Raw genomic sequence first — 23,485 nt, 5'->3', positions numbered from 1 at the left:
GGGTGCGGGCGGTGGGAGCTGGGCCGGTGCTGCGGGTCGGGAACGCGTCGGGGTTCTACGGGGACCGGTTCTCGGCGATGCGCGAGATGCTCACCGGCGGGCCGCTGGACGTGCTCACCGGGGACTACCTGGCCGAGCTGACCATGCTCATCCTGGCGCGGGACCGGCTGAAGGATCCCTCGCTCGGGTACGCCAGGACGTTCCTGCGGCAATTGGAGGAGTGCCTCGGGCCGGCGCTGGAGCGCGGGGTGCGGATCGTGGTCAACGCGGGCGGGCTCAATCCGGCGCGACTGGCGGACGCGGTACGGGAGTTGGCGAAGGGCCTCGGGCTGGACGCGGCGGTCGGGCACGTCGAGGGCGACGACCTGCTGCCGCGCCGGTCGGAACTTGGCCTGCCCGAGGGGCTGTTGGCCGCCAACGCCTATCTGGGGGCGTTCGGTGTCGCGGAGTGCCTGCGGGCCGGGGCGGACGTGGTGGTGACCGGACGGGTCACCGACGCGTCGCTGGTCGTGGGGCCGGCGATCGCGCGGTTCGGCTGGGGCGCGGGGGACCTGGACGCGCTCGCGGGCGCAACGGTGGCCGGGCACGTGCTGGAGTGCGGGGCGCAGGCCACCGGGGGGAACTACGCGTTCTTCCGCGAGCACGACGTCACCCGGCCGGGCTTCCCGCTGGCCGAGCTGCACCCGGACGGCTCCAGCGTCATCACCAAGCACCCGGGGACCGGTGGCGCCGTGACCATCGGCACCGTCACCGCCCAACTCCTCTACGAGACCGCCGGTCCGCGCTACCTCGGGCCGGACGTCACGGCCCGTCTGGACACCGTCCGGCTCACCGGGCAGGGGCCGGACCGGGTGCGGATCGACGGGGTGCGCGGCGAGGCGCCGCCGGCCACCCTCAAGGCCGGGCTGAACCGGCTCGGCGGCCACCGCAACGAGGTGGTGTTCGTGCTCACCGGACTCGACGTCGAGGCGAAGGCGGCACTCGTCCGGCGGCAGTTCGAGGACGCGCTGGTGCGTCGGCCCGCCGAGCTGCGCTGGACCCTGGCCCGGACCGACCACGTCGACGCCGCCACCGAGGAGGCCGCCTCCGCGCTGCTGCGGCTCACCGCCAGGGACCGCGACCCCGACCGGGTGGGCCGGGAACTGGGCCGGGTGGCCGTGGAGTTGGGGCTGGCCGGGTACCCGGGCTTCCACCTCACCGCGCCACCGGGACCGGGCGCGCCGTACGGGGTGTTCGAGGCAGCGTACGTCGACCCGGCGGCCGTCGAGCACACCGCCGTGCTGCCGGACGGGCGGCGGGTGGGCATCCCGCCCGCGCCGGTCACGACGCCCGTCACGACGCCGGTCACGCCGCCCGTCATCGCGCCGGATTCGGCGCCCGTGGAGGAGCCGGCGGGCGGAGCCGAGGACCTCGGCCCCACCCGCCGCGCCCCGCTCGGCCTGGTGGCCGGCGCCCGCAGCGGCGACAAGGGCGGCGACGCCAACCTCGGTGTCTGGGCCCGCGACGAACCCGGCCGGCGCTGGCTCGCCCGCACCCTCAACACCGACCGGCTGCGCGAACTCCTCCCGGAGACGGCCGGGTTGCCGATCACCCGGCACCAGCTGCCGAACCTCCGCGCGCTCAACTTCACCATCACCGGCCTGCTCGGCGAGGGCGTCGCCGCCCAGCACCGGTTCGACCCGCAGGCCAAGGCGCTGGGGGAGTGGCTGCGCTCGCGCCACCTCGACATCCCGGAGGCCCTGCTGTGACCGTGCTGCCCACCCGCCTGGACCCGGGCGGCGCCGAGTACGCCGCCCACCGGGAGGCGATGCTCGCCAGGCTCGCCGACCTGGACGCCGAGCAGGCCAAGGCGCTGGCCGGCGGCGGCCCCGGTTACGTCGAACGCCACCGCGGTCGCGGCAAGCTGCTCGCCCGCGAGCGGATCGAGCTGCTGATCGACGAGGACTCGCCGTTCCTGGAGCTCTCCCCGCTCGCCGCCTGGGGCAGCGAGTACCCGGTCGGTGCCGCGCTGGTCACCGGCATCGGCACCGTCGAGGGCGTCGAGTGCGTGATCACCGCCAACGACCCGACCGTGCGCGGCGGGGCGTCCAACCCGTGGACCCTGCGCAAGGCGCTGCGCGCCAACGAGATCGCCCTGGTCAACCGCCTCCCACTGGTCAACCTGGTCGAGTCCGGCGGCGCCGACCTGCCCAGCCAGAAGGAGATCTTCATCCCCGGCGGCGCGCTCTTCCGCGACCTCACCCGGCTGTCCGCCGCCGGGATCCCCACCGTCGCCGTGGTGTTCGGCAACTCGACGGCCGGCGGCGCCTACGTGCCCGGCATGTCGGACCACACGGTGATGGTCGCCGAGCGGGCCAAGGTGTTCCTCGGCGGGCCGCCGCTGGTGCGGATGGCCACCGGCGAGGAGTCCGACGACGAGTCGCTCGGCGGCGCCGACATGCACGCCAGGGTCTCCGGCCTGGCCGACCACTTCGCGCTCGACGAGCCGGACGCGCTGCGGCTGGCCCGCCGGATCGTCGCCCGGCTCGACCACCGCAAGCCGGGACCGGGCCCCGACCCCGCCGCCGAGCCGCCGGAGTACCCCGAGGAGGAGCTGCTCGGCATCGTCCCCGGCGACCTCAAGGTGCCGTTCGACCCGCGCGAGGTGATCGCCCGGATCGTCGACGCCTCCGACTTCGACGAGTTCAAGCCGCGCTACGGCACCAGCCTCGCCACCGGCTGGGCCCGGCTGCACGGCTACCCGGTCGGCGTGCTGGCCAACGCGCAGGGCGTGCTGTTCAGCCAGGAGTCCCAGAAGGCCGCCCAGTTCATCCAGCTCGCCAACCAGCGCGCGACGCCGCTGCTGTTCCTGCACAACACCACCGGCTACATGGTCGGCCGGGACTACGAGCAGGGCGGCATCATCAAGCACGGCGCGATGATGATCAACGCCGTCGCCAACTCCACCGTCCCGCACCTGTCCGTGCTGATGGGCGCCTCCTACGGCGCCGGCCACTACGGCATGTGCGGGCGGGCCTTCGAGCCGCGGTTCCTGTTCGCCTGGCCGAGCGCCAAGTCGGCCGTGATGGGCGCGCAGCAGCTCGCCGGGGTGCTGTCGATCGTCGCCCGGCAGTCCGCGGCGGCCAAGGGGCGCCCCTACGACGAGGAGGCGGACGCCGCCGTACGGGCCGTGGTGGAGCAGCGGATCGAGGCCGAGTCGCTGCCCGCCTTCCTCTCCGGGCGGCTCTACGACGACGGGGTGATCGACCCGCGCGACACCCGCACCGTGCTCGGGCTCTGCCTCTCCGCGATCCACAACGCGCCGGTCGAGGGCGCCGCCGGCTACGGCGTCTTCCGGATGTAGGGGAGAACCACATGATCACCAACCTGCTGGTCGCCAACCGCGGCGAGATCGCCCGCCGGATCTTCCGCACCTGCCGCGACCTCGGCATCGCCACCACCGCGGTGTACGCGGACCCGGACGCCGGGGCGCCGCACGTCCGGGAGGCTGACGCCGCAGTCCGGCTGCCCGGCGCGGCGCCCGCCGACACCTACCTGGGGGGAGCGCTGATCGTCGAGGCCGCGCTCGCCGCCGGCGCCGACGCCGTGCACCCGGGCTACGGCTTCCTCTCCGAGGACGCCGGCTTCGCGCGGGCCGTGCGGGCGGCCGGGCTGGTCTGGGTCGGCCCGGAACCGGCGGCGATCGAGGCGATGGGCTCCAAGACCGCCGCCAAGCGCCTGATGGCCGCCGCAGGGGTACCCGTGCTCGACGCGCTGGACGCACCCACCGAGGCCGACCTGCCGCTGCTGGTCAAGGCGGCGGCCGGCGGCGGCGGGCGCGGTATGCGTGTGGTGCGGGCCCTCGCCGACCTGCCGGGCGAACTCGCCGCCGCCCGCGCCGAGGCCGCCCAGGCCTTCGGCTCGGACGAGGTGTTCTGCGAGCGCTACCTGCCCGCCGGCCGGCACGTCGAGGTGCAGCTGCTCGCGGACGCGCACGGCACGGTCTGGGCGGTCGGGGACCGGGACTGCTCGCTCCAGCGGCGCCACCAGAAGGTCGTCGAGGAGGCCCCCGCGCCCGGGCTCGACCCGGCGGTGCGCGCAGCCCTGAACGAGGCCGCGGTGACCGCCGCCAAGGCGATCGGCTACACCGGCGCCGGGACGGCCGAGTTCCTGCTCGGACCGGACGGCCGCTGCTGGTTCCTGGAGATGAACACCCGGCTGCAGGTCGAGCACCCGGTCACCGAGGCGGTCACCGGCCTCGACCTGGTCGCCCTGCAGCTCGCGGTGGCCGAGGGCCGGGCGCTGCCGGGTCCGACCGCCCCGCCGATCACCGGCCACGCGATCGAGGCCCGGCTCTACGCCGAGGACCCGGCACACGACTGGCGGCCCGCCACCGGCACCCTGCACCGCATCGAACTCACCGTCCCGCACGAGGAGTTCACCGGTCGAGGGGTCCGGCTGGACTCCGGCGTCGGGGACGGCTGCGCGATCACCCCGCACTACGACGCGCTGCTCGCCAAGGTGATCGCCTGGGCGCCGACCCGGGCCGCCGCCGCCCGGCGGCTGGCGGACGCGCTCGCCCGCGCCCGGATCCACGGGCCCGCCACCAACCGGGCGTCACTGGTCCGCGCCCTGCGCCACCCGGCGTTCCTGGCCGGGCGGTTGCACACCGGGTTCCTGGCCGAGCACGCCGACGCCCTGACCGCCCTGCCCGACCCGCACGCCGAGCGGCTCGCCGCCCTGGCAGCGGCGCTCGCCGACGCCGCCGCCCGCCGCACCGCGCTGCCCTCCGGCTGGCGCAACCTGCCCTCCCAGCCGCAGCTCAAGCGCTACCGGTCGGAGGACGGCGCCGAGCGGGAGGTCCGCTACCGGCTCACCCGCACCGGGCTGCGGGCCGAGGGCCACCCGGACGTCGAACTGCTCGACGCTGCGCCCGACCTGGTCGTACTGCGCGAGGGCGGGGTGCGGCGCGCCTACCGGGTCGCCCGTTACGGGGACCGGGTGCACATCGACACGCCCGCCGGCGCCACCGCGCTCACCGCCCTGCCGCGCTTCGCCGAAGCCCCGGTGCGCACCGACCCAGGCGCGCTGCTCGCCCCGATGCCCGGCACCGTGGTGCGCACCACCGCCGCCGTCGGGGACGCCGTCACCGCCGGCCAGTCGCTGCTCGTGCTGGAGGCGATGAAGATGGAGCACCGGATCGCCGCCCCGGCCGACGGGATCCTGGTCGAACTGCGCGCCGCCCCGGGCCGGCAGGTCGAGACCGGCACCCTGCTCGCCGTCGTGAAGCCCCCCGCACCGTCCCCCGCACCGTCCCCCGCACCGTCCCCCGGACCGTCTCCCGTGCAGCCCCTCGCACCGTCCCCCGAAGAGGTCTGAGGAAGGACCGCGCATGTCCGCCATCGGCAGCCAGCTCCTCGAAACCCCCGAACGCCGCGCCCTGCGCGGCGCCGTCGCCGCCCTCGGCGCCCGCTTCGGGTCCGCCTACTACCTCGCCCGGGCCCGGGCCCACGAACCCGCCGAGGAACTCTGGTCCGAGGCCGGCAAGGCCGGCTACCTCGGCGTCAACCTCCCCGCCGAGTACGGCGGGGGCGGCGGCGGGATCGGCGACCTCGCGATCGTCCTGGAGGAACTCGGCACCGCCGGCTGCCCGTTGCTGCTGCTGATCGTCTCCCCGGCGATCTGCGGCACCGTGATCGCCCGCTACGGCACCGAGGAGCAGAAGCGCCACTGGCTGCCCGGCCTCGCCGACGGCAGCCGCCGGATGGCCTTCGGCATCACCGAACCGGACGCCGGCTCCAACTCCCACCGGATCTCCACCGTGGCCCGGCGCGACGGCGTGGACTGGCTGCTGACCGGCCGCAAGGTGTTCGTCTCCGGCATCGACCACTGCGACGCCGTGCTGTTCGTCGCCCGCACCGAGGACGCCCGCACCGGGCGGCTGAAGCCCGCGCTGTTTGTCGTCCCGCGCGACACGCCCGGCTTCGAGTACCGGCCCATCGCGATGGAACTCGTCGCCCCCGAACGGCAGTTCCAGGTCTTCCTGGACGACGTCCGGCTGCCGGCCGACGCGCTGGTCGGCGACGAGGACGCCGGACTGCTCCAGCTGTTCGCCGGCCTCAACCCCGAGCGGATCATGACCGCCGCGTTCTCGCTGGGCCTCGCCCGCCAGGCGCTCGGCAAGGCCGTCGAGTACGCCCGCACCCGCACCGTCTGGTCCACCCCGATCGGCGCCCACCAGGGCCTCGCGCACCCGCTCGCCCAGTGCGCGGTGGAGATCGAACTGGCCCGGCTGATGACCCAGAAGGCCGCCCTGCTCTACGACGCGGGCGAGGACGCCGCCGCCGGGGAGGCCGCCAACATGGCCAAGTACGCGGCCGGCGAGGCCGCCGCCCGCACCGTCGACCAGGCCGTGCAGACCCTCGGCGGCAACGGCCTCACCCAGGAGTACGGGCTCGCCGCGCTGCTCGCCGCCACCCGGGTCGGCCGGGTCGCCCCGGTCAGCCGCGAGATGGTCCTCAACTACGTGGCCCAGCACACCCTCGGCCTGCCGAGGTCCTACTGAGGTCCTGCTGAGGTCCTGCTGAGGTCCTACTGAGGTCCTGCCGAAGCCCTCCACGGGAACCGGCGGGCCGGCCGGGGCCCGGATTCTCGAACGGATCGTCGCATCATCGTTCTGACATCTGACCGAACCCCCCGCACGGGAACCCCCTGGACCTGCCCCCACCTCGGAATTCGCCATACCGCGCCACCCCCGCGCCCCGCGCGCTCCGCCAAACGTCCGTCACTGGGGCGCACCGGGCGCCCACTGTCCGTATGCTCCTGTCCGCACGCCGCACGGCCGGTCGCAACGACCTCCAGCCGGCCGTCCCGCCCCGCGCCAACAACCGCACAGGAGGCACGCCTTGGTGTTCCACAGCGAGTTCCCGGACGTCGGCATCGTCGACCTCGCCCTGCACGACGCCGTCCTCGGCGAGGCCGAGCGGCACGGCGACCGGCCCGCCCTCATCGACGGGATCACCGGCGAGACCGTCAGCTACGCACAACTCGCGCATGCCGTCCGGCGGGTGGCCGCCGGACTCGCCGAGGCGGGCGTCCGCCCGGGCGACGTGGTGGCCCTGTTCAGCCCCAACAGCATCCGCTACCCGATGGCGTTCTTCGGAGCCACCCGGGCCGGTGCCACCGTCACCCCGGTCTCCTCGCTCACCACCCACGGCGAACTCGCCGTCCAGCTCGCCGACAGCGGCGCCCGCTGGCTGATCACCGTCTCGCCGTTCCTGCCCACCGCCCGCGCCGCCGCCGACCGGATCGCCGCCGAGGGCCGTCCGCTGGCCGGGATCGTCGTCCTGGACGGCGCCGAGGGCCACCTCTCACTCGCCGACCTGCTCGCCGCCACCGGCCCCGAGCCCGATATCGCCCTCGACCCGGCCGAGTCCATCGCCGTCCTGCCCTACTCCAGCGGCACCACCGGCCTGCCCAAGGGCGTGATGCTCACCCACCGCTCGATCGCCACCAACCTCGCCCAGACCGACGCCGTCTTCCGCCCCAAGCCCGGCGAGCGCCTCCTCGCGGTCCTGCCCTTCTTCCACATCTACGGCCTCGCCGCCCTGCTCCACCAGCCGCTGCGCTGCGGCGCCACCGTCGTCGTCCTGCCCCGCTTCGACCTGGAGCAGTTCTGCCGCACCGTCCAGGACCACCGGGTGCAGTCCGTGCTCGCCGCCCCGCCGATCGTGCTCGCCCTCGCCAAGCACCCGGTCGTCGAGCAGTACGACCTCTCCTCCGTGGAGTACCTGCTGTGCGCGGCCGCCCCGCTGGACGGCGAACTCGCCGAAGCCTGCGCCCGCCGGCTCGGGCTGTCGCACATCCTCCAGGGCTACGGCATGACCGAGCTCTCCCCGGTCTGCCACGTGATGGACCCGACCGACCCGGACCCCTCCCCGGGCTCGGTCGGCCGGATGGTGCCCTCCACCGAACTGCGGGTCACCGCCCTCGACGGTACCGGCGCCGACCTCGGCACCGGCGAGCACGGCGAGCTGCTGATCCGCGGCCCGCAGGTGATGAAGGGCTACTTCGGCCGCCCCTCCGACACCGCCGCCACCGTCGACGACGACGGCTGGCTGCACACCGGCGACATCGGGTTCGTCGACGAGCGCGGCTACCTGTACATCGTCGACCGGGTCAAGGAGCTGATCAAGTACAAGGGCTACCAGGTCGCCCCCGCCGAACTGGAGGCGCTGCTGCTCAGCCACCCGCAGATCGCCGACGCCGCCGTGATCGGGGTGCGCGACGCCGAGGGCACCGAGAGCCCCAAGGCCTTCGTGGTCCGCGCCCCCGGCAGCGCCCTCACCGAGCAGGAGGTCACCGCCTTCGTGGCCGGCCAGGTCGCGCCGTACAAGAAGGTGCGGTCGGTGGAGTTCCTGGACGCCGTGCCGAAGTCCGCGGCCGGCAAGATCCTGCGCCGCGAGCTGCGCGAGCGCGAGGCGGCCGCCGCCCGCTGAACCGGCCGCCCGGCGACTCCCGGTGCGGCCGTCCCACCGGCCGCACCGCCCCTCACCAGCGTCCGCGGGGCCACCGTCTGCGAGGATCGACCGGCCGACACCCCCGCACGGACAGGAACCGCCGCCGCCGATGACCACCCACCCGGGCGCCGCCCGCACCCCCCGGCAGGACCGCAGCCGCGCCACCCGGGCCCGGCTGCTCGCCGCGGCGGTCGACTGCCTCGCCGAGCTCGGCTGGAACGGCTCCACCGTCGCCGTCGTCGCCGAGCGCGCCGGCGTCTCCCGGGGCGCGGCCCAGCACCACTTCCCGACCCGCGAGGACCTCTTCACCGCGGCCGTCGAACACGTCACCGCCGAACGGCTGGCCGCCGTCCGGGCCCACGCCGACGCACTTCCCGCCGCCGGCCCGGCCCGCACCGAGGCGGTCGTCGACATGATCGTCCGCCTCTACACCGGCCCGCTGTTCCGCGCCGCCCTCCACCTGTGGGTCGCCGCCGCCACCGAGGAACCGCTGCGCGAGCGGATCATCGGCCTGGAGGGCCACGTCGGCCGCGAGGCCCACCGCGCCGCCGTCGAGTTCCTCGGGGCCGACGAGACGCACCCCGGTGTGCGCGAAACCGTGCAGGCCACCCTCGACATGGCCCGCGGCCTCGGCCTCGCCAATCTGCTCACGGACGACAGCGCCCGACGATCCGGAGTGATCCGGCAGTGGGCGGGCCTTCTGGAGAGTACGCTGCGGCCGGTAGGCCCATGACGCCCGTACACCTGGACGACCCGCGCCCCTCACCAAGGGGTCGCCGGGCGGCCGATGTCCGTGCAGTCTGGAGAAGAACCCCGACCGCACGGACCCACGAGGTCCGTCCGGCCGGGCACGAGCCGAACCGGGGTACAGCCTGATCATGCGGAGAGACGAGTGGGACGCCACCAACGCCACCGGCCCCGGAGCCGGCGCCACGCCCGCACGCCTGGACGGCCATCGCCTCCTTCCGCTCGCCACCGCCCTGCTCCAGGACGACGGCCGCATCCTGCACTGGAGTGAGGACGCCGAGGCCCTGCTCGGCTGGACCGCCGAGGAGGCCGTCGGCAGCCACGCCGCCCGGCTGCTCACCGAGGACGACAACCGCCCCGAGGTCCTCGAACTCTTCGCGCGCATCCTCGGCGGCAAGGGCTGGTCCGGCATCCACCCGCTGCGCCACCGCGACGGCCACACCGTCGAGCTGGAGTTCCGCACGTACCCGATCGCCGGCCCCGGCGGCACCCTGCTGGTGCTCGCGACCGCCTCCGACACCGCGGCCCTGCACCGGGTCGAGGCCGACCTCGCCGTCCTCGACGGCATCTTCGGCCAGTCCCCGATCGGCATGGCCGTCTACGACACCGAGCTGCGCTACGTCCGGCTCAACGAGTCCCTGGCCCGGATGAACGGCCTGCCCGTCGCCGACCACCTCGGCCGGCGGATCAGCAGCATCCTGCCCGGCATCAACAGCACCGAGATAGAACAGCTCATGAAGCAGGTGCTGACCACCGGCCGGCCCGTGGTCGACGCCCGCTCGCACGGCCGCGTTCCCGGCGACCCGCGCCGCGACCGGGCCTGGTCCGCCTCCTACTTCCGGCTGGAGGACTCCGCCGGCCGGGTCTTCGGCGTCTGCTCCTCGATCATCGACGTCACCGAGCGCTTCCAGGCCGAGGCCCGCGCCGCCCGCGCCCAGGAACGCCTCGCCACCATCGCCGAGGCCACCGCCCGGATCGGCACCACCCTCGACCTCCAGCGCACCGCCGAGGAGCTCATCGAGGCCGTCGTCCCCCGGTTCGCCGACTTCGCCACCGTCGACCTGCTGGAGACGGTGCTGCGCGGCGCCGAACCCACCCCCGTCCCGGAGGACCGCCCCGTCCAGCTGCGCGCCCTCGCCGTCGGCGAGGCCTACGAGACCGGGCTCGCGAACGCCGTCGACGTCGTCGGCGAGGTCTCCGAGTACGCCCCCGAACGCAGCTACAACCAGTGCCTGCGCAGCGGCCGGCCGCTGCTGCGCGCCCGCGTCGACGCCGAGGTGCTGCGCGGACTGGTCGCCAGCCCGGACCGGGTCGCCCCCGGCCTCGCGGCGGGCATCCACTCCTACCTGATGCTGCCGGTCACCGCCCGGGGCATGGTGCTCGGCGGCGCCGAGTTCATCCGCATGCGCAACCCCGAGCCGTTCACCTCCGCCGACGTCGCCCTCGCCGAGGAGCTCGTCGCCCGCACCGCCCTCGCCATCGACAACGCCCGCCTCTACCGGCGCGAGCGGGAGACCGCGCTCACCCTCCAGCGCAGCCTGCTGCCCCAGGAGATCCACCGCACCCTCGGCCTGGAGATCGCCTACCGCTACCTGCCCTCCAGCGTCACCAGCGAGGTCGGCGGCGACTGGTTCGACGTGGTCCCGCTCTCCTGCGGCCGGGTCGCGCTGGTCGTCGGCGACGTCATGGGCCACGGCATCCGGGCCGCCGCCACGATGGGCCAGCTGCGCACCGTCGCCCGCACCCTGGCCACCCTCGACATGCCGCCCGAGCAGGTGCTCACCCGGCTGGACGAGACCGCCTCGGGCATCGGCGAGGGCCAGTTCGCGACCTGTATCTGCGCCGTCTACGACCCGCTGGAACGCACCCTCCAGGTCGCCTCGGCCGGCCACCTGCCGCCCGTCTGGGTCGCCCCGGACGGCACGCCCCGCCGGGTCGAGATGCCGCCCGGCGTGCCGCTCGGCGTCGGCGGGGTGGCCTTCGAGTCGATCGAGTTCGCGCTCCCCGAGGGCGGCATGGTCGCCCTCTACACCGACGGCCTGGTCGAACGGCGCGGGCAGGACCTCGACGACGGCATCGACCTGCTCGCCCGCACCCTGTCCGGCTCCGGCCGGACCCTGGAGGAGAACTGCGACGCCGTGCTCGGCGCGCTGGTCAGCGGCGGCAGTGACGACGACATCGCGATGATCATGGCCAGGGTGCTGCCGCTGCCCGCCGACCGGGTCGCCACCCTCCCGCTCACCGGCGGCGGCCGGCTGCCCGGCCAGGCCCGCCGCTTCACCCGCGCCACGCTCGACGCCTGGGGCCTGAGCGCGCTCTGCGACTACGCCGAGCTGCTGGTCAGCGAACTGGTCACGAACGCCCTGCTGCACGCCGACGCCCCGCGCCGGCTGCGGCTCTTCCGCGACCGGGTGCTCACCCTGGAGGTCGCCGACGCCGGCGGCCAGACGCCCCAGCTGCGCCCCTTCGCCGAGCAGGACGAGGGCGGCCGGGGCATGTTCCTGGTCAGCGAACTCGCCCAGCGCTGGGGCAGCCGGCTGACCCGGGACGGCAAGGTGGTCTGGGCGGAGCTGGAACTGCCCTTCGGCACCGTCTGAGCCGCCCGTCCGGGCCACCCGTTCGAGCCCCGGCGGACATGACGGTTCCCCGCACCCCCGGTCGGTGGGGGTACGGGGAACCGTCATGTCTCAGGCGCTCGCCTTCTCCGGTGTCTGCTCCCGGACCGCGGCCGTCTCCTGCGACGACTCCGCCGCCGTGCCGCCGCTCAGCCCGCGCAGCAGCCGCCAGGCCAGTGCCGCCGCGCCCAGCAGCATCACGCCCGCCACGATCCCGGCCGTGTTGAGGCCGTGCACGAAGGACTCCTTGGCGCTCGCCAGCAGCGGCCCGGCCAGGGTGTCCGGCAGCCCGTGCGCGGCCTCCACCGCGCCGCCCAGCGAGTGCCCGGCCTGCGCGGCCGCCGCCGGGTCCGTCCCGGCCGGGACGACCAGCCGGTCCACGTACAGCGCGCCGACCAGCGAGCCGACCAGGGCGATGCCGAGTGCGGTGCCCAGCTCGTAGGCGGTCTCGGAGACCGCCGAGGCGGCGCCCGCCTTGTCGGCGGGGGCGGCGCCGAGCACCAGGTCCGCGCCGAGCGTGTAGACCACGCCCTCAGCGGTGCCGACCAGCAGGAAGGCGACGGCCATCACCAGGTAGGTGGTGTCCTGCTGGACCCAGCCGAGGATGCCGATCCCGGCGCCCATCACCAGCAGGCCGAGGGTGAGCGCCGCCCGGGCCCCGGTGCGGCGCACCAGCCAGGCGGTCAGCAGACCGCCGGCCATCGCACCGGCGAAGGCGGGCAGCTCGGCCAGCCCCGCCTTCAGCGGCGGGTAACCACGGACCAGCTGGAGGTACTGGGAGGTCACGAAGACCACCCCGGAGAGCCCGACCAGCGCGATCAGCGAGGCCAGCACGGCGGCCGTGAAGCGCCGGTTGCGGAAGAGCCGGACGTCCAGCAGCGGGGTCTCCAGCCGCAGCTGACGCCGGACGAAGACGATCAGCGCCAGCGCGCCCAGCAGGCCCGCGACCGGCACGTCCCAGCGGGCGACACCGTGCGCCGCGGCCTCCTTGATCGCGTAGACCACACCGATCACCCCGGCCAGCGACAGCAGCACGCTCAGCACGTCCCAGCGGCCCGGCTTCGGGTCCTTGGACTCCGGCAGCAGCCAGGCGCCGAAGACCAGCAGCAGCGCCAGCACCGGGATGTTCAGCAGGAACACCGAACCCCACCAGAAGTGCTCCAGCAGCACGCCGCCGACCACCGGACCGAGCGCGGCACCGGCGGACGCGGCGGCCCCCCAGATGCCGATCGCGGTGGCCCGCTCGCGGTCGTCCGGGAAGAGCGTGCGGATCAGCGAGAGGGTGGACGGCATGATGGTCGCCCCGGCCACGCCGAGCAGCACCCGGGCCAGGATCAGCCAGCCGGCGCTGGGCGCGTACGCGGCGAGCAGCGAGGCGGCGCCGAACGCGGTGGCACCGGCCAGCAGCAGCCGCTTGCGGCCGATCCGGTCGCTGAGCGAGCCCATCGAGACCAGCAGGCCGGCCAGGACGAAGGAGTAGGCGTCGCCGATCCAGAGCAGCTGGGTGCCGCTGGGGCGCAGGGTCTCACTGATCGAGGGGATGGCCAGCGACAGGACGGTCGCGTCGACGGCGACCAGGGTGACGGCCAGGACGAGGACGGCGAGGCCGGTCCAGCGCTGGCGGGGCTGGAGGTGGACGGTGCTGCTCATGGGTATCGGTATCCGGTTTCCGGTCCGCGGTGCGGTGGACGGGGGTGGGGATCAGTGCGGGCGCGGGGTGCGCAGGGCGCCGCCGAGGAAGAGCTCGGCCAGCGAGAAGGTGGCGTCGCGCGGGGCCAGCCGGCCGTCCTGGACGGCCCAGCCGATCCCGGCGAGCAGGTCCAGGAACGCCTCGCTGAGCCAGGCCGCGGAGAGCTCGATGCGGAACACGCCCTGCTGCTGTCCGCGCAGGAAGAGCGCGTGCAGCCGGGCGACCTGGACCTCCCAGAGCTCGTTGACGGCCTCGTCGTCGTAGAGCTGGCTCTCGCCGGTCAGGTAGGCGCAGAGCATGGCGTCCGGGACGACCGCCTCGGTGAGCCGGCGCAGCGCGTCGTGCGCGTCGCCCTCCTCGACGGCGGCGGTGTCGAAAGCCGAGGCGAGGCGCTGCAGCGCGAGCATGCCGACCTCGCGGATCAGCGCCTCCCGCCCCGGGAAGAGCCGGTGCAGGGTGGCGCGGCTGATGCCCGCGGCGCGGGCGATCTCGTCGAGGTGGGCGGTCGGGCGGCGGGAGAGCACGCCGACGGCGGCTTCGAGCACGGAGTCACGGTCGGTGGCCATGGAACGAGTGTACGTCGAATGAGACGCGGATGTCTCAGAATTAATTCGGACGTCTCGTTCGAGGCGTGTCCGTACCGGGGCCGGACGACAAAGAACCGGGGACGGCGCCTGCCGTCCCCGGTTCTCGTCCCGGCCCGTCCCGGCCGGTCAGCTCTGGTTGTAGAAGCCGGTGTCGTCGAGCGGGCGGTCGATCACCATCACCTCGACGTCCGCCGGGGTGAGCAGGAACACCCGGCGGGCGATCCGCTCGATGCCGCCGCGGGTGCCGAAGATCAGACCGGAGGCGAAGTCGACCATGCGCTTGGCCTCGGCCTCCTCCATCTCGGTGAGGTCCATGACCACCGGGGTGCTCGCCCGGATGTGCTCGCCGACCGTGCGGGCCGCCTCGAATCCGGTCGGCCGCAGGGAGACGATCTTCGTGGGGGCGGGGGAGGACGGTACCGTCTCCTGCTCGACCCACTCGTCCTCGTACACCGCGGCCGGGTAGCTCCCGGAGGGCATCAGCCACCCGTTGTGGTGCTCGTCGCGAAGTGCTCCCATGCCGCGCCTCCCTGCCTCTGTTCCGATACAGGTCCCCCGGTGCGCGTGCCCTTTTGACACGTCATCCACTCGTCGGAACTGTCCGAGTATCGCACTGATCACCGGTGTCGTGCCCGCTCGCGCCGTCCGTACGAGTCGCGCCGTGCCGACGGCCCGGGCGGACCCGGGCACCAGAAGCGACGCGGCGGAGGGACGTACGGTTGCGCGCGTAGAAGATATCGGTCGGGTCCACCGGGCAATTGACCTTCTGTCAACAATGCGGGAACGATTTCACACGGGACCGACAACGGCCCCGTCCGGCCGAGCGCATCGGCGTGTCCCGCGCCCGGCGCGCCGCCCCGGGCGCCCCGCGCTCAGGCCTGGACCGCGCGCCGCCGCCGGACGGCCGCCCGGACCACCGGGACCAGGCCCGCGACGCCGATCAGCCCGACCAGCCCGGCCGAGAGCAGGAAGCCGGTCGACCCCGGCTCGCGCGCGGTGGCCGCCGCGGCGACGTAGACCGCCGTGACCGGGACCACCCCGAGCGCGGTCGCGAGGATGAACGCCGGGAAGCGGACCCCGGAGACGGCCGCGCCGTAGGTGGCCGCCTGGAACGGCAGGCCGGGGAGGAGCCGGAGCAGCAGGACGCTGCGGAACCCCTGGTCGGTGAAGCGCCGGTCGAGCGCCAGCAGCATCCGCCCGCGCAGGAAGCGCCGGAGCGCGTCCTGCCCCAGCCAGCGGGCCAGGCCGAAGGCGACCGCAGCCCCGAGCGTGGTGCCCAGCACGGCCAGCAGCAGCCCCTGCTGCACGCCGAGCAGCAGTCCGGCGGCCGCGTTCAGGGCCGGCCGGGGGAAGAAGGCCACCGTACCGACCGCGTACACCGCGGTGAACAGCGGAACGCGCCAGTACCAGGGCGCCCCGGTGAACAGGCTGCCGTCGAACAGGGCGGTCGGGCTCCACAGCAGCAGCGAGGCCGTCGCCGCGCCGAGGATCGCCACCAGCAGGGCGAACCGCGGCCACGGCGAACGCTCCGGCGGGTCGGCCGGGGCGGGACCGGGCGGAGGCGGGGAGGTCACGGGTTCGGGCACGGCCCGAGCCTAACCGGGCGCCCGGCCCGCCCGGCACACGGGTGCGGGGCGGACCGGGCGCGGGGAGGGGCCGGTCAGAAGTACCAGCGCTGGTTGGGGTCGGCGTTCAGCTTCCACTGGCCGATAGGCGTGCCGTCGGCGGTGCTTCCCTCGAAGAGGTCGAGGTGGAGCCCGCTGTACAGGTTCGACACGTAGAACTCCGGCTTCCACCCGCGAGGGTAGACGTGCCACGCCTGGTTGAGGCCGCGGTTGCAGGTCCACTGGACGGCCTGGGTGCCCGGGGTGGTGCTGTAGTTGGGGATGTCCAGGCACTTACCGCTGTGGACGTTGACGATCTCTCCGTAGTCGGTTCTGATCCACTGCTGGTTGGCGCCGCTGTGACAGCTCCACTGGCGGACGGGGGCGCCGTCGTCGGTCCGCCAGTCGGCGACCTCCATGCATTTGCGGCCGGCCATGTTGCTGATCGTCGTCGGGGCCGATTCGGCGTGGGCTCCGGTGGGCGCGGCGAGGACGAGCGCGCCGGCGGCGGTGAGCACGGCGGCGGCCGCGCTCAGACGCCGAGGGGTGGTGCGGTGGGTGCGCACGGTGATCTCCCGGGTGACTAGAAGCCGGCCGGCCTGGGCGAGTAGAACCACTTCTGGTTGAGCCCGTAGTTCCCGTGCCACTGGATCACCGGTGTGCCGGGCGTCGGGTCCTCGGCGCGGACGTCCAGCAGCAGCCCGCTGTTGACGTTCGTCAGGGTGTACAGGCCGACGTGGTGGACCAGGCTGGTGCTCCACTTCTGGTTGTTGCCGCCGTTGCACGGCCAGATGATGGCCTGCACGCCCTCCTCGGTGCTGCTGAAGGGGATGTCCAGGCACTTGCCGCTCTGCACGCTGATCAGCTCGTGGTCGGCGGTCCAGTACCACTTCTGGTTGTCGCCGCCGTTGCAGGGCCACTGCTCGACGGGCGCGCCGGGGTCGGTCCGTTGGCCGGTGACGTCCAGGCACTGCTCGACGGGCGAGTGGTTGGCGGTGATCAGTGCGAACGGCTCGTCGGGTCCGGCCTGCGCGGTGGTCGGGGTGACGAGGCCGAGCGTTCCGGCGGCGGTGAGGACGGCGGCCGCCGCGCCGAGGCGGCGGGTGGTGCGACGACGGATCATGGGAATCCCCTCGATGCGTACGGGACGGGAAGATCGCCGCGCGGTCGGTCGCGCGGTCAGCTGTGCGGGCCGGTCCAGGGGAGCGTGTCGTAGGACCACTTCTGGTTGTTGCCGCCGTTCCAGGCCCACTGGACGACCCTGGCTCCGTTGGCGGCGCTGCCGCCGGCCAGGTCGAGCAGGAGCCCGCTGTTGAGGTTGACGATCAGGCGGGTGCCGTCGGGCAGGCGGTTGGCGTCGCTCCACCGCTGCTCGGGGTTGCCGTTGCAGGTCCGCTGCTCGACCTGGACGCCCCAGACGGTCGAGGCCTTGGGGATCTCCAGGCATCTGCCGCTGTTCACGTTGACCAGCTGGCCGGCGTCGGTCCAGTGCCACTTCTGGTTGGCGTAGCCGGTGCAGGTCCACTGGCGGCCGGGGGCGCCGTCGTCGGTGCGCCAGTCGGCGATCTCCAGGCACTTGCCGCTGGCGACGTTGAGGAGCGCGATCTGCGGGCTGTTCTCCTCCGCCGCCGCCGGTGCGGCGGGCAGCGTCGCGGCGAGGGCGGCGGCGAGGGCGGTGGCGGCGCCGAGACGGGCCGCGCGGGTGCGGAGAGGGGTGCTCACGGTTCCTCCTGCGGGTCGGTGGGCGGGCCCTGGCCGGGGCCTGGCCGGGTGCGGGTGGTCAGGCGGTCGGGCCCGGGGTGAAGTTCGAGGGGATCCAGATCTGGTTGTAGGCGACGGGCACGTCGATCGGGTTCCACTGGATGACGGGCGCGCCGTCGGCCTTGCTGCCGAAGGCGACGTCGAGGACGAGCGCGCTGTTCACGTTGGCGTAGCGGCGCGTCCCGGAGTGCATCAGCTGCTCGGACCACTGCTGGTTGGTGCCGCCGTTGCAGCGCCACACCACGGGCTGGGTGCCGGGCTCGGTGCTGTAGCCGGGGATGTCCAGGCACGTTCCGCTGTTCACGTTGACCAGCAGGCCGCCGGCGGCCCGGAACCACTTCTGGTTGGCGCCGCCGGTGCAGGTCCACTGGCGGACGGGGGCGCCGTCGTCGGTGCGCCAGTCGGCCACCTCCAGGCACTTGCCGGAGTCGAGGTTCGTGATGGCGAACGGGTCGGTGGGCGGGGTGGGGTTGGAGGTGTCGGCCTGCGCGGCGGGCGCGGCGAGGGCGAGGGCGGCGGTGAGGGCGAGCAGGACGGCGGCGGGGCGGATGGACATGGGACTCCTCGGGGGTGATCGGTCCCGGTGCCGGGACGGCGACGCGTCCCGGCACCGGGGTCCACTGTCAGAAGGAAGGCAGGGTGATCTGGGGGTCGATCCCGATCCAGAGCTGGTTGTCGCCGCCGTTGGCCCCCCAGGTGACCACCGGGGCGCCGTCGGAGGTGTCGTAGCCGTACACGTCGAGGACCAGCCCGAGGGGGGTGGGCACGGTGTTGGGCGAGGGCCGGCCGACGCCGGGGGTCCGCCAGGACTGGCCGTAAGGGGTTCCGAGTTCGATGCAGGGCCACTGCATCAGCTGGGTGCCCCACGCGGTGGAGTCCCACGGGACGTCCAGGCACTTGCCGCTGTGCAGGTTCGTCAGGAGGCCGTAGTTGCTGTTGCTCCACTGCTGGTTGGCACCGCCGGTGCAGGTCCACTGGCGGACGGGCGCGCGGTCGGCGGTGCTCCAGTCGGCGACCTCAAGGCATTTGCCCGTGGCCACGTTGCGGATCTCGAAGTAGGGCGAGAATCTGTGGACCCGCCCGGCGTGGGCGGCACCGGGTGAGACCAGGACGGCCGCTGCCGCGGCGACGAACGCGCCGAGCGCGGCGCCGAGACGGCGGGTGGGGGAGGTGGTGCGGGTGGACACGGTGCGGTTCTCCTCTACTGGTGGGGTCGCCGGTCGTCGGCGTAGGCGCCGGAACCGGGATCGGGCAGGGTTCGGCGTCAGAAGTTGACCCGGGTCTCCAGGCCCGTCCAGATCTGGTTGGCGCCGCCGTTGGGCCCCCAGGTGACGACCGGGGCACCGTCGGAGGGGTCGAAGCCGTAGACGTCGAGGACCCCGAAGGCGCTGCCCACGTAGTCGGGCGAGGGCCGGTTGACGTGGGGGACGGACCAGAGCTGGTTGTCGGCCGAGGGCCGGAAGTGGCATCCCCAGATGACCAGCTGGGTACCCAGCACGGTGCTGGAGCCGGGCACGTCCAGGCACGAGCTGCTTCCCGCGTTGAGGAGCTGGCCGTTGCTGTTGGCGGTCCACAGCTGGTTGGCGCCGCCGTGGCAGGTCCACTGGCGGACGGGGGCGCCGTCGTCCTTGCGCCAGTCGGCGACCTCCAGGCACTTGCCGGTCGCCGCGTTGCGGAGCTCGAAGTACAGGGTGTAGCGGGGGATCTGCTCGGCATGGGCGGCGCCGGGTGAGACCAGCGCGGCCGCGGCGGCGGTGGCGAGTGCGCCGAGGGCCGCGCCGAGGCGGCGTCTTCGGGCGGGGGCGTCTTCGGTCACGGTTGTCCTCCTGAGGTGCGACGGGTGGTGCGCTCGGACAGGAAGCCGAGGAGTCGGATCCAGGACTCCCTTGCGGCGTCGCGGTGTTGGACAGCCGTCAGTTCGAAATAGTTGTGCGGAGCCTGAGGAAAAGTCATGAACTCGTGTTCACAGCCGGCTCCGGTGAGCGCGGCGTCGAAGGCGGCGACCGCGCTCGGCGGGATGTGCTCGTCGGCGCCGCCCCAGAAGGCGAGGATCGGCGCGCTCAGTCCGGCGGCGAGCTGGGTCGGCCCCGGGGCGCCGTTGATGGTGTCGGGGTAGCCGTAGAAGCCGACCGCGCCGGCCAGGCCGAAGCGCGGTGCGGCGGTGCGGAAGGCCTGGCGGCCGCCGAAACAGAAGCCGAGCGCGACGACCTCGGCGGCGCCCAGCGCGCGCAGCCGGTCGATGCCCGCGGCGAGGTCGGCGTCGAGGCCCTCGGGCGTGAGGGCGAGCAGGTGCGGCAGCAGGTTCGGCAGCTCGCCGAATTCCGACGCGCGGTCCTTCGGCTCGGCTCCGGCGGTGCGGCCGTAATAGTCGACGACGAGCGCCGGGAATCCCTGCTCGGCGAGTCGGACGGCGGTCCGCCGGTAGAAATCGGAAAGGCCCTTGTTGTCCGGCAGCACGAGCACGCCCGGCCCGGCCGGGTGCTCCGGGCGGGCCAGGAAGGCGCCGAGCGCCGTGCCGTCGGCCGAGGTCAGAGTGAGGTCGGCGGTCTCGGCGAGGGCGTGGGTGGCGGGGGTGAAGACGGGCGGGGCGGCATCGGCCTCGTAGCACATGGGAAATCCTTCGCAACAGCGGAACCGCCGGGCACGCGGTGCGCGTGCCCGGCGGTTCGAGATGTTAGCGAGAATTCCCCGAGGAATTTCCCATCATATCGCAGGGGTATTTTTTTCGAAAGCATTCTTTGATTCCGGAGTGATCACGCTTTCCGGGCCGGGGCCGTCCGCGGCCTGCCCCTCGGCCCGGCGCAGCGCCCCCGCGCTCAGCAGCAGGGCCACGGAGAGCGCGGTGACCACGCCGAAGGAGGCGGTCAGCGAGGTGGCCTGGGCGAGTCCGCCGACGATCGCCGGGGCGATCAGGCTCGAGGTGTAGGTGACGGTGGCGACGCCGGCGATGGCCTGGCTGGGGTTGCCACCGCTCCGGCCGGCCGCCGCGAAGGCCAGCGGGACCACCACGGCGACGCCGATCCCGATCAGGGCGAAGCCGGGGACGGCGAGCGCGGGGCGGTCGGCCGCGACCACCAGCAGCCCGCCGGCGGTGGCGATCGCACCGCTCAGCCGGGTGGCCCGGACGGCGCCCAGCCGGCGGATCACCGCGTCACCGGCCAGCCGGCTGACCGCCATGGTGAGCGAGAACGCGGTGTAGGCGGCCGCCGCCACGGCGGGTGAGGCGCCGGTGACGTCGCGCAGGTAGACGCCGCTCCAGTCCATCGAGGCGCCCTCGGCGAACACCGCGCAGAAGCCGACCAGTCCGATCACCAGGGAACTGCGCGGCGGCAGCGCGAACCGCGGTGGCGCCTCGGCCTGTTCGGGCGCCCGCAGGTCCGGCAGCGCGCGGCAGGCCGGTTGGGTGAGGGCGAGCAGGACGACGGCGGTGACGGCGATCTGCACCCGGGGGTCGAAGTCCTGATGGGCGGCCAGGATGCCGACGCCGGCCGCCACCAGACAGCCCGCGCTCCACATCCCGTGCAGCCCGGACATGATGGAGCGGCCGAGCCGCTGCTCGATCTCCACGCCCTGCGCGTTCATCGCGACGTCCGACATGCCCGCCGCCGCGCCGTAGGTCAGCAGGAACAGGCAGAGCACCGGCAGTGAGGGGGCCAGTGAGGGCAGTGGGAGGATCAGGCAGCAGAGCGCCAGCAGTCCGCCCACCGCGGCCCGTCCGCCGTAGCGGTGCACGATCCGGCCGGCCAGCGGCATCGCGAGGGACGAGCCGATGGCCGGCATCACCAGGGCCAGCCCGAGCTGGCCGGGGGAGAGGTCGAGGTGGTCCTTGAGCCACGGGATCCGGCTCGCGAAGGTGCCGCCGACGGCGCCGTGCACGGCGAAGACGAGGGCGACGGCGATGCGGGCCCGGCGTGCGGCGCCCCGGTCGTCGAAGAGTGGTCCTGTGGTCGGGCTGGTGGTCATCCGGTTCTTCCCTCCCGGCCGCGCGCGGCGCGGCGGTGCCCTGGGGGTGGTGTGGGGGTGCGGTGGTGCCCGTCGACGTGGCAGTGCGGCGACGGTTCGATAAATTATCAGGAAGGGACCCTGATAGAAACACTCTGGAAGGATGTCCGGCCATGACCACCGCGCGCACGGCCACGCCGAGCACCGCCCGGGCGATCAATGACCGCTTGGCGCTCAACCTGCTGCTCGACCAGGGACCACTCACCGCGACCGAGCTGCGCGATCTCACCGGGCTCTCCCGCCCCACGGTCGCCGACCTGCTCGACCGGCTCCAGCGGACCGGGCTGGTCGCCGTCGTCGGCGAGCGCGGCGAGCAGCGCCGCGGCCCCAACGCCCGGCTCTACGCCCTGGTCGCCTCCCGCGCCCACCTCGGGGCCGTCGACGTCCGCTCCGGCGGCGTCACCCTGGTGGTCGCCGACCTGGCCGGGCAGACGCTGGCCGGCGCCGAAGTCGCCGTCGCCGAGCCGGGGCCGGACGCCGCCGCCCACCGCGCCGCCGCCGACCGGATCGTCGCCGCCCTGCTCGACGCCGCCCGCCGGGCCGGCGTCGAGCACCTGCACACCGTCGCCGTCGGCGCCCCCGGCCTGGTCGACCCGGCCACCGGCCGGCTGCAGTCCACCGGAGTGCTGCCCGCCTGGCACGTCGACCTGCTCGCCGCCCTGCGCGAGCTGCCCGGCACCGATGTGATCCTGGAGAACGAGGTCAACCTCGCCGGCCGCGCCGAGTACCGGATCGGCGCCGCCCGCGGCCGGGACGACTTCGTGCTCGTCTGGCTCGGCCACAGCGTGGGCGCGGCCGTCGTCCTGAACGGCAAGCTGCGCCGCGGCGCGGGCGGCGGCACCGGTGAGATCTGCTTCCTGCCCGTCCCCGGCACCGTCTCCCTGCCCTCCGCGACCAGCTGCGAGGGCGGCTTCCACAGCGTCGCCGGCAGCGCCGCCGTCTGCGCGCTGGCCCGCGCCCACGGGCTGCCCGCCGGGCCGGCCGACGACGCCGCGGCCGCCGAGACCGCCGTCCGCGCGGCCCTCGACGCCCTCGGCGACGGGCTGCCGGGCGGGCCGTTCCTGGACGAGCTCGCCGAGCGGATCGCCCTCGGCGTCTCCGCGGTCTGCGTGGTGCTCGACCCCGGCTGCGTCGTGCTCGGCGGCGAGATCGGCCGGGCCGGCGGCGCCGAACTCGCGGCCCGGGTGGAGCGGCGGCTCGCCGGGCTCTCCCCGCTGCGCACCGAGGTCCGCCCCGGCGAGGCGGGCGGCGGCGCGGTGCTCGGCGGCGCCGTGCTCACCGCCGGCGACGCCGTCCGCCGGGACCTCTTCGGCGAACCGTAGGCGCCGTCGTCGAACTCCCGCCCCCGGCCCGGACCGCGAGCCGGGGGAGTGCGTGCCGGGACGCGGCTCGGTGGGCGGCAGTTCGAAGGAGGCCCCTACGGGGGTGTGCACCGGCGGTCGGCCGGTACGGCAGGATGGGCCGCGGGCCGGGACCGGGCGGGGGCGGACCAGGGACTCCCGCTTGCCGGCCGACCGTCCGCACCACCGTCAGGAGTCGCAACCATGGGCCAGCCCGGGGCACCGGCCAACCCGTACCGCATCGGCGAGGCCGCCGCGCTGCTCGGCGTGAGCGCCGACACCATGCGCCGCTGGGTGGACGCCGGCCGGATTTCCGCCGAGCGCGACGGGCACGGCCACCGCATCATCGCCGGCGCCGAGCTGGCCGCCTTCGCCCGGGAACTGGCCCGCCCGGAGACGGCCGCCGAGGAGGGCCGGCCCTCCTCGGCCCGCAACCGCTTCCCGGGCATCGTCACCGACGTGGTGCTCGGCGACGTCGCCGCCCAGGTGGAGATCCAGGCCGGGCCGTTCCGGGTGGTGTCGCTGATCAGCCGGGAGTCGGCGGAGGAGCTGGAGCTGGTGCCGGGAGCGGCGGCCACGGCAGTCATCAAGTCCACCAATGTGATGATCGAACGACGCTGAGCGCCCAGAGGAAGGGACCA

General features: G+C 74.3%; 21 protein-coding genes. 9 read left to right on the top strand and 12 right to left on the bottom strand.

Annotated features, from left to right (window positions below; translation table 11 throughout):
- The first annotated feature begins 77 nt into the window (after positions 1 to 77).
- From ACFU9E_RS06865 to ACFU9E_RS06835, 7 genes are all read left to right on the top strand, one after another.
- On the top strand, positions 78 to 1,748 hold the full coding sequence (locus ACFU9E_RS06865) for an acyclic terpene utilization AtuA family protein (protein WP_380681023.1): 1,671 nt from the start codon (positions 78 to 80) through the stop codon (positions 1,746 to 1,748).
- Positions 1,745 to 3,343: an acyl-CoA carboxylase subunit beta gene (locus ACFU9E_RS06860; RefSeq protein WP_380680999.1), complete on the top strand. Its 1,599-nt coding sequence runs from the start codon at positions 1,745 to 1,747 to the stop codon at positions 3,341 to 3,343. Before ACFU9E_RS06865 ends, ACFU9E_RS06860 begins: the two co-directional genes overlap by 4 nt.
- Before the next feature lie 11 nt (positions 3,344 to 3,354).
- Positions 3,355 to 5,358: an acetyl/propionyl/methylcrotonyl-CoA carboxylase subunit alpha gene (locus tag ACFU9E_RS06855; RefSeq protein WP_380681002.1), complete on the top strand. Its 2,004-nt coding sequence runs from the start codon at positions 3,355 to 3,357 to the stop codon at positions 5,356 to 5,358.
- 13 nt (positions 5,359 to 5,371) lie between these two features.
- The gene (locus ACFU9E_RS06850; RefSeq protein WP_380681005.1) at positions 5,372 to 6,544 is read left to right on the top strand and encodes an acyl-CoA dehydrogenase family protein; all 1,173 of its coding nucleotides are present in this window, start codon (positions 5,372 to 5,374) and stop codon (positions 6,542 to 6,544) included.
- Positions 6,545 to 6,884: 340 nt separating this feature from the next.
- Positions 6,885 to 8,477, top strand: coding sequence for a 4-coumarate--CoA ligase family protein (locus ACFU9E_RS06845; protein ID WP_380681008.1), 1,593 nt, complete (start codon positions 6,885 to 6,887; stop codon positions 8,475 to 8,477).
- 130 nt (positions 8,478 to 8,607) lie between these two features.
- Positions 8,608 to 9,231, top strand: coding sequence for a TetR/AcrR family transcriptional regulator (locus tag ACFU9E_RS06840; RefSeq protein ID WP_380681011.1), 624 nt, complete (start codon positions 8,608 to 8,610; stop codon positions 9,229 to 9,231).
- Between the two features lie 145 nt (positions 9,232 to 9,376).
- Positions 9,377 to 11,842 carry a SpoIIE family protein phosphatase gene (locus tag ACFU9E_RS06835; RefSeq protein ID WP_380681014.1) on the top strand — a complete coding sequence of 822 codons (2,466 nt, stop codon included), beginning with the start codon at positions 9,377 to 9,379 and terminating at the stop codon, positions 11,840 to 11,842.
- A 90-nt stretch (positions 11,843 to 11,932) separates the two neighbouring features.
- Here the strand turns inward: ACFU9E_RS06835 and ACFU9E_RS06830 are convergent, their stop codons facing one another.
- The 12 genes from ACFU9E_RS06830 to ACFU9E_RS06775 all read right to left on the bottom strand — a co-directional run bounded on the left by ACFU9E_RS06830 (position 11,933) and on the right by ACFU9E_RS06775 (position 21,465).
- Positions 11,933 to 13,510: an MFS transporter gene (locus ACFU9E_RS06830; protein ID WP_380681017.1), complete on the bottom strand. Its 1,578-nt coding sequence runs from the start codon at positions 13,508 to 13,510 to the stop codon at positions 11,933 to 11,935.
- Positions 13,511 to 13,561: 51 nt separating this feature from the next.
- A complete protein-coding gene (locus tag ACFU9E_RS06825) occupies positions 13,562 to 14,116 on the bottom strand; it encodes a TetR/AcrR family transcriptional regulator (RefSeq protein WP_380681020.1) in 555 nt (184 codons plus the stop codon).
- Positions 14,117 to 14,263: 147 nt separating this feature from the next.
- Positions 14,264 to 14,656: a cell division protein SepF gene (locus ACFU9E_RS06820; protein WP_380689280.1), complete on the bottom strand. Its 393-nt coding sequence runs from the start codon at positions 14,654 to 14,656 to the stop codon at positions 14,264 to 14,266.
- A 353-nt stretch (positions 14,657 to 15,009) separates the two neighbouring features.
- On the bottom strand, positions 15,010 to 15,723 hold the full coding sequence (locus ACFU9E_RS06815; protein WP_380689277.1) for a TVP38/TMEM64 family protein: 714 nt from the start codon (positions 15,721 to 15,723) through the stop codon (positions 15,010 to 15,012).
- Positions 15,724 to 15,797: 74 nt separating this feature from the next.
- Positions 15,798 to 16,307, bottom strand: coding sequence for an RICIN domain-containing protein (locus ACFU9E_RS06810; RefSeq protein WP_380689276.1), 510 nt, complete (start codon positions 16,305 to 16,307; stop codon positions 15,798 to 15,800).
- A 17-nt stretch (positions 16,308 to 16,324) separates the two neighbouring features.
- Positions 16,325 to 16,864, bottom strand: coding sequence for an RICIN domain-containing protein (locus ACFU9E_RS06805; protein ID WP_380689275.1), 540 nt, complete (start codon positions 16,862 to 16,864; stop codon positions 16,325 to 16,327).
- 56 nt (positions 16,865 to 16,920) lie between these two features.
- Positions 16,921 to 17,463: an RICIN domain-containing protein gene (locus ACFU9E_RS06800; RefSeq protein WP_380689273.1), complete on the bottom strand. Its 543-nt coding sequence runs from the start codon at positions 17,461 to 17,463 to the stop codon at positions 16,921 to 16,923.
- A gap of 58 nt (positions 17,464 to 17,521) precedes the next feature.
- Positions 17,522 to 18,058, bottom strand: a complete 537-nt coding sequence (locus tag ACFU9E_RS06795) for an RICIN domain-containing protein (protein ID WP_380689272.1) — start codon at positions 18,056 to 18,058, stop codon at positions 17,522 to 17,524.
- Positions 18,059 to 18,125: 67 nt separating this feature from the next.
- Positions 18,126 to 18,689: an RICIN domain-containing protein gene (locus ACFU9E_RS06790; protein WP_380690109.1), complete on the bottom strand. Its 564-nt coding sequence runs from the start codon at positions 18,687 to 18,689 to the stop codon at positions 18,126 to 18,128.
- 77 nt (positions 18,690 to 18,766) lie between these two features.
- On the bottom strand, positions 18,767 to 19,318 hold the full coding sequence (locus ACFU9E_RS06785; RefSeq protein WP_380690111.1) for an RICIN domain-containing protein: 552 nt from the start codon (positions 19,316 to 19,318) through the stop codon (positions 18,767 to 18,769).
- Positions 19,315 to 20,112: a dienelactone hydrolase family protein gene (locus ACFU9E_RS06780; RefSeq protein ID WP_380714830.1), complete on the bottom strand. Its 798-nt coding sequence runs from the start codon at positions 20,110 to 20,112 to the stop codon at positions 19,315 to 19,317. Before ACFU9E_RS06780 ends, ACFU9E_RS06785 begins: the two co-directional genes overlap by 4 nt.
- Before the next feature lie 93 nt (positions 20,113 to 20,205).
- A complete protein-coding gene (locus ACFU9E_RS06775; protein ID WP_380690175.1) occupies positions 20,206 to 21,465 on the bottom strand; it encodes an MFS transporter in 1,260 nt (419 codons plus the stop codon).
- Positions 21,466 to 21,617: 152 nt separating this feature from the next.
- Here ACFU9E_RS06775 and ACFU9E_RS06770 point away from each other — a divergent pair, with 152 nt between their 5' ends.
- Positions 21,618 to 22,826: an ROK family transcriptional regulator gene (locus ACFU9E_RS06770; protein WP_380714828.1), complete on the top strand. Its 1,209-nt coding sequence runs from the start codon at positions 21,618 to 21,620 to the stop codon at positions 22,824 to 22,826.
- A 222-nt stretch (positions 22,827 to 23,048) separates the two neighbouring features.
- Complete coding sequence (locus tag ACFU9E_RS06765; RefSeq protein WP_380688157.1) at positions 23,049 to 23,465, top strand: molybdopterin-binding protein; 417 nt, start codon at positions 23,049 to 23,051, stop codon at positions 23,463 to 23,465.
- Positions 23,466 to 23,485: the final 20 nt, after the last annotated feature.

The organism is Kitasatospora sp. NPDC057595 (assembly GCF_042800875.1).
Lineage (GTDB): Bacteria > Actinomycetota > Actinomycetes > Streptomycetales > Streptomycetaceae > Kitasatospora.
The sequence above is the reverse complement of the archived record's forward strand: the minus strand, read 5'-3'. Positions and strand labels throughout refer to the sequence as shown.

What these genes read in the sequence shown, in the direction of transcription:
- ACFU9E_RS06865 (WP_380681023.1), top strand. Translation starts at nt 78, where the DNA reads ATGCGCGAGATGCTCACCGGCGGGCCGCTGGACGTGCTCACCGGGGAC.
- ACFU9E_RS06855 (WP_380681002.1), top strand. Translation starts at nt 3,355, where the DNA reads ATGATCACCAACCTGCTGGTCGCCAACCGCGGCGAGATCGCCCGCCGG.
- ACFU9E_RS06850 (WP_380681005.1), top strand. Translation starts at nt 5,372, where the DNA reads ATGTCCGCCATCGGCAGCCAGCTCCTCGAAACCCCCGAACGCCGCGCC.
- ACFU9E_RS06840 (WP_380681011.1), top strand. Translation starts at nt 8,608, where the DNA reads ATGACCACCCACCCGGGCGCCGCCCGCACCCCCCGGCAGGACCGCAGC.
- ACFU9E_RS06835 (WP_380681014.1), top strand. Translation starts at nt 9,377, where the DNA reads ATGCGGAGAGACGAGTGGGACGCCACCAACGCCACCGGCCCCGGAGCC.
- ACFU9E_RS06830 (WP_380681017.1), bottom strand. Translation starts at nt 13,510, where the DNA reads ATGAGCAGCACCGTCCACCTCCAGCCCCGCCAGCGCTGGACCGGCCTC.
- ACFU9E_RS06825 (WP_380681020.1), bottom strand. Translation starts at nt 14,116, where the DNA reads ATGGCCACCGACCGTGACTCCGTGCTCGAAGCCGCCGTCGGCGTGCTC.
- ACFU9E_RS06820 (WP_380689280.1), bottom strand. Translation starts at nt 14,656, where the DNA reads ATGGGAGCACTTCGCGACGAGCACCACAACGGGTGGCTGATGCCCTCC.
- ACFU9E_RS06805 (WP_380689275.1), bottom strand. Translation starts at nt 16,864, where the DNA reads ATGATCCGTCGTCGCACCACCCGCCGCCTCGGCGCGGCGGCCGCCGTC.
- ACFU9E_RS06795 (WP_380689272.1), bottom strand. Translation starts at nt 18,058, where the DNA reads ATGTCCATCCGCCCCGCCGCCGTCCTGCTCGCCCTCACCGCCGCCCTC.
- ACFU9E_RS06780 (WP_380714830.1), bottom strand. Translation starts at nt 20,112, where the DNA reads ATGTGCTACGAGGCCGATGCCGCCCCGCCCGTCTTCACCCCCGCCACC.
- ACFU9E_RS06775 (WP_380690175.1), bottom strand. Translation starts at nt 21,465, where the DNA reads ATGACCACCAGCCCGACCACAGGACCACTCTTCGACGACCGGGGCGCC.
- ACFU9E_RS06770 (WP_380714828.1), top strand. Translation starts at nt 21,618, where the DNA reads ATGACCACCGCGCGCACGGCCACGCCGAGCACCGCCCGGGCGATCAAT.
- ACFU9E_RS06765 (WP_380688157.1), top strand. Translation starts at nt 23,049, where the DNA reads ATGGGCCAGCCCGGGGCACCGGCCAACCCGTACCGCATCGGCGAGGCC.